This window comes from Mycobacterium sp. (assembly GCF_025965855.1).
In the GTDB taxonomy this organism is placed as follows: domain Bacteria; phylum Actinomycetota; class Actinomycetes; order Mycobacteriales; family Mycobacteriaceae; genus Mycobacterium.
In genome coordinates, this window is the sequence record NZ_JAOPWB010000073.1 from 1 (window position 1) to 5,068 (window position 5,068).

The window sequence follows — 5,068 nt, forward strand, 5'->3', positions numbered from 1 at the left end:
GACCCAGAAGTCGCGGAAGACGACCCGTCGAAGGGTCCGGGCCTGATCGAGCGGATGATCACGCGAAAGCTGCGCACCCCTCGCCCCTCCTTCCGCACCCAAGAGAGCAACTCCACGTATCGGCTGCCGCTCAAATCCGACGCGCGGATCAGCGGGGTCGCGGCATACCAGCTGGGACTCACGGTCGACGGGCACGAGGTGCTCAGGGACATCTCGTTCACGGCGGGTCTGGGAACACTGACCGCGATTGTGGGACCGTCCGCGGCGCGCAACTCAGCGCTGCTCGAACTACTAGCCGGCACAAGGGAACCCAGCTCCGGCCGAGTCACCGTCGACGGCCACGACGTGCACGCCGAGCCCGAGTCCATGCGCACCCGCATCGGGATAGTGCGCCGCGACGAGTGCCTTCACCCGCGGCTCACCGTCGAACAGGCCTTGGGGTACGCCGCCGAACTGCGCCTGCCGCCCGACACCGCACCCGAGCACCGCCACCGGGTGGTGGAGCAGGTTCTCGAGGAGCTCGAGCTGACGCCCCACCGGGCGACGCGGATCAGAAAACTCTCGCCCGAGCTGCGCCGGTGTGCGTCCCTGGCGGTCGAACTGATCACCAGACCGACGCTGCTCGTGGTCGACGACCCGGGCGCCGGGCTGGATGCGGCACAGCAGGACCGCGTGATGGCGATCCTGCGTCGCCAGGCCGACATCGGCTGTGTCGTGGTGGTCGCGTTGTCCTCGCAAACATCGCTGAGCAACCTCAACATCTGCGACCAGGTGGTGGTGCTCACCGGGCGGGGCGCCATGGCTTTCGTCGGGACCCCCCTGCAGGTCGAGTCGGCGATGGGCACCACCGACTGGGCCAAGGTCCTCGAACAGGTCGGCGCCGATCCCGACGGCGCGCACCGCGCATTCCGGGCCCGGCAACAAGCGTTGACCGCGCCCACGCCGCCCGAGGTCGCCGCGCCGTGGCCGCTCCCCGCCCAGCTCGCCACGAGGCGGCAGCTCCGGTTGCTCGCCCGTCGCCAGCTCCGCGTGCTCTTCGCCGACCACATCTACTTCTTGTTCTTGGCGATCCTGCCCTTCCTGTTGGCGGCGCTGACCCTGCTGATCCCCGGCGATTCCGGCCTGGAACGGCCCAACCTGAGCAGTTCCAACCCCCATGAAGCCATCGAAATCCTGGCCGCGCTCAACATCGCCGCGGTGATCGTGGGGACCGCCCTGACCATCCGCGCGCTGGTCGACGAGCGTCGCGTCTTCCGGCGCGAGCAGGCCATCGGGCTGTCGACGCCGGCCTACCTCGCCGTCAAGATCATCGTCCTCGGCCTGGCCGCGCTCATCCTGACGGCGATCGTGTTAGCGATCGTCGTCCTCGTGAAAGGCGGGCCGGTGCACGGCGCCGTCTTGTTGGGCGACGCGACGGTCGAGCTCTATGTGAGCGTGGCCGCCACGGCTCTCGTGTCGGCAGTCGTCGGGCTGGCGCTCTCGGCGACGGGGAACCGGCTGCGCGAGGTGCTGCCGTGGCTCGTGGTGGTGATCCTGGTCTCGCTGCTGTTCAACGGGAGCCTGGTGCAGCTGGTGGGCAAGTGGGGCTTCCAGCAGATTTCCTGGTTCGTCCCGGCCCAGTGGGGCTTCGCGGCGTCGGCGTCCACCGTCGATCTGCGCAGGGTCGACGCGCTGGCCGCCGACGCTGAAATGTGGACCCACTATTCGGGTTGGTGGGTATTCGACATGGTGATGCTTTTGGCCTTTGGCGCAGTAGCGGCCGGCTTCGCCCTGTACCGGCTGCGGCCACCCAAACGGCCAACACCACGAACCGGATGACCTGGCTGGGTGAGCGCCGAGCGTGCGTTCAGCGCGAAAATCCGGACCGGAACTCGCCGCTGGTGCACGTTGGGCGATTGGCGTCGCGTTGTAAAGCCTGTTTCAAGGCCTGAGCGGCGGGTTACCGTCCCTTCATGGCGCCCGACACGACAAGCACTGCCGAACACCTGCGCAACACCTTGGACGGGCGGTGGCGCGACGTGAAGAACCGGATGCGGGCCACGATGACCGAGGAGCTGTTTCGCCCCCATTACACGCCGAACACCGTGATCGCCCGCACCAAGGTGGCCGAACAAATGCGGATCATGGCCGCCTTCGGGGTCGCCGCCGACAACTTCCGCAAGGAGCATGGCGGCACCGGCGACGTGGGTGCGGCGATCACGATGATCGAGATGCTCGCGATGTCGGACCTGTCGCTGATGGTGAAGGCCGGAGTTCAATGGGGGCTGTTCGGCAGTGCCATCGAGAACCTGGGCACCGAGCGCCACCACGAGGCATACGTGAAGAAGACCATCAGCCTCGAATTGCGCGGCTGTTTCGCCATGACCGAGACGGGCCACGGCAGCGACGTCCAGTCGGTGGAGACCACCGCGACCTACGACGCCGGCACCGAAGAATTCGTCATCGACTCCCCCACCCCGACGGCCCGCAAGGACTACATCGGTGGCGCCGCCCAAACGGCCACCATGGCAGCGGTTTTCGCGCAACTGATCACCACCGAAGACGGCGAGCCGGTCAACCACGGCGTGCACTGCATACTGGTCCCGATCCGCGACGCCGACGGCAACGACCTGCCCGGGGTCACGACGTCGGACTGCGAGTACAAGGGCGGCCTGCCCGGAGTCGACAACGGCCGCATCGTGTTCGACCACGTCCGCGTCCCGCGGGTGAACCTGCTGAACAAGTACGGCGACGTCGCACCGGACGGCACCTACAGCTCCCCGATCGACAACCCCAACCGCCGGTTCTTCACCATGCTGGGCACACTGGTTCGCGGCCGGATCACCGTGGGCGGCAGCGCGGGCGCCGCCGCGCGCGTCGCGCTGGACATCGCCACTCGATATGCGTTGCAGCGCAGGCAATTCAGTGCCCCGGGCGAGGACACCGAGGTGCTGATCATGGACTACCTGGTCCATCAGCGCCGGCTGTTTCCGTTGATCGCGAGGTCATACGCGCTGCAGTTCGGGCAGAACGAACTGGTCGGCAAATGCCACGACGTCCAGACCGCGGACTCCCCCGACGCCGACGAGCAGCGCGAGCTGGAAGCGCGCGCCGCCGGGCTGAAGGCGGCCAATACGTGGCACGCGTCCCGAGCCATTCAGGAGGCCCGCGAGGCGTGCGGCGGCGCGGGCTATATGGCCGAGAACCGGCTGATCGGGCTGCGGGGCGACACCGACGTGTTCACCACGTTCGAGGGCGACAACCACGTGCTGACCCAATTGGTGGCCAAGGAGCTGCTGACGGCCTATGCCGATGACATCCGCAGCATGAGCCCGGTCGAATGGGTGCGCTTCGCGGCCAACACGGTCGGTGAGCGGGTGAGGAAACGCACTGCGGCCGAGGCGATCATGCAGACGATCATCGACGCCCGCCAAGACAGCGAGGAGGAAGGCAGCCTGTTCAACCGCGGCACCCAGGTCACGATGTTCGAGGAGCGCGAGGACTATCTGCTGTCTTCGGTGGCGCGCCGACTGCAAGGCAAGTCCAAGGAGATGTCGGAATTCGACGCGTTCAACGCCGTGCAGGATCACGTGCTGCACGCGGCGGGCGCGCACATCGACCGGATAGTGCTGGAAGCGTTCGTCGCCGGGATCGACTCCTGCGAGGACGAGGACGCCCGCGCGCTGCTCGAACTGGTCTGCGACTTGTACGCGTTGTCGGTGATCGAGGATGACAAGGCCTGGTACATCGAGCATGGCTACCTGTCGACCGGGCGAGCCAAGGCAGTCACCCGCGGCATCAACGATCGATGCCGCAAGCTGCGCCCGTATGCCGAGACGCTGGTCGACGGATTCGGCATCCCGGAGCCGCTGCGGTACGCCGAGATGCTGCACCCGGAGAACCTGCCGGACTGAACCTCCGAAAGCGGTTGTGCGCCAACGCTACTGATGCGGAATCCTGCCGAGCGCTTGCAGCTTGCCGTCCGATCCGATCTGGAACTTCACCGTGCCGATTCCGGTGGGACAGCAGGGTTCGTCCTTGCCGACCTGCCATTGGTACTGAACGGTGATCGTGTCATCGGACGGCGGCAGCACGGTTATGTACGGCTTCGGGTTCGGCGTGGGCGTGCCCAGCGGAGTGTTGTGATCGAAGAACAGCAGCTGCTGCGGCGTCGATTCGCTGGCGATGGTCGGGATGATCTGCACCCAATACAAACGGCACTTCTTGGTGTGCCCCCGCGCGATTTCGACCCAGCTCGAGCCCGGCACCTCGACCGGGACCGCGGTGATGGCCTGCCGCACCGTGTCGGCCGTCGGTCCGTCGGAGTCCTTGCACGCATCGGCCCGCGATGCCGGCGGTGTCGTTGCATTCCCCCCGCAAGCCGACACCAACAAAGTCAGCAGAATCACAAACGGGCGGCGCACATTGTGAGCTTAACGAAAACTGTGAATGTCCCATTTGTTTCGTCGGAACCCCCCTTCTGAGCGGCAAATCGCCGGGGTCCGCGGGTAATCTGAGCGACGTCGCAGATCGGTGCTGACCTGCGGTTACGCGGTCGGTCGCGGGTTTTCCCGACACTTCACACATCGGTCGGATCCGGTGACACGAAGCCGTAAAACGGCGGAAACATCGGATCCCCGATGCCGAAACATCCTTGCCGCACTATTCAGCGCAGTAGGCCCTTGCGCGCTCGAGGGGAGGAAGTAGGCGTGGCCAAAGAGCCCCATGGCGCCCGCGCGGACGCTGTGAACAGCATGTGCACCTACTGCGGTGTCGGCTGCGGCATGGTGTTGCAAGTCACAACGGATCCGCCGAGCGGCCGTCGTCACATTACGAAAGCTGTTGGAAGCAAAAGCCACCCGGCCAACTTCGGCCGGCTGTGCACCAAGGGCGCGACCACGGCCGACCTGCTCGCCGCGCCGGGCCGGATGGAATCGGCGCACGTGCGAGCCGACCGCGGCGAGCCCCTCGAGCCGATCGACATGGACAGCGCGATCACTCGGTGCGCGAAGCGGCTACGGGCGATCATCGACCAGCACGGCCCCGACTCCTTCGCCATGTACGTGTCGGGCCAGATGTCCATCGAGGC

4 protein-coding genes are annotated in these 5,068 nt (G+C 66.5%); 3 read left to right on the top strand and 1 reads right to left on the bottom strand.

The genetic code is table 11. The features are described from left to right. Positions 1-54: 54 nt before the first annotated feature. Together JWP83_RS05245 and JWP83_RS05250 are read left to right on the top strand one after the other, a co-directional pair. Positions 55-1,818, top strand: coding sequence for an ATP-binding cassette domain-containing protein (locus JWP83_RS05245; protein ID WP_297726797.1), 1,764 nt, complete (start codon positions 55-57; stop codon positions 1,816-1,818). 134 nt (positions 1,819-1,952) lie between these two features. After that, positions 1,953-3,893, top strand: a complete 1,941-nt coding sequence (locus JWP83_RS05250; RefSeq protein ID WP_297726794.1) for an acyl-CoA dehydrogenase — start codon at positions 1,953-1,955, stop codon at positions 3,891-3,893. A 27-nt stretch (positions 3,894-3,920) separates the two neighbouring features. Here the strand turns inward: JWP83_RS05250 and JWP83_RS05255 are convergent, their stop codons facing one another. Beyond that, positions 3,921-4,373, bottom strand: a complete 453-nt coding sequence (locus JWP83_RS05255; protein ID WP_297726800.1) for an LppP/LprE family lipoprotein — start codon at positions 4,371-4,373, stop codon at positions 3,921-3,923. Positions 4,374-4,733: 360 nt separating this feature from the next. Here JWP83_RS05255 and JWP83_RS05260 point away from each other — a divergent pair. After that, positions 4,734-5,068 (top strand): hypothetical protein (locus tag JWP83_RS05260; RefSeq protein WP_297726803.1); only part of this gene is annotated, 335 nt, incomplete at its 3' end.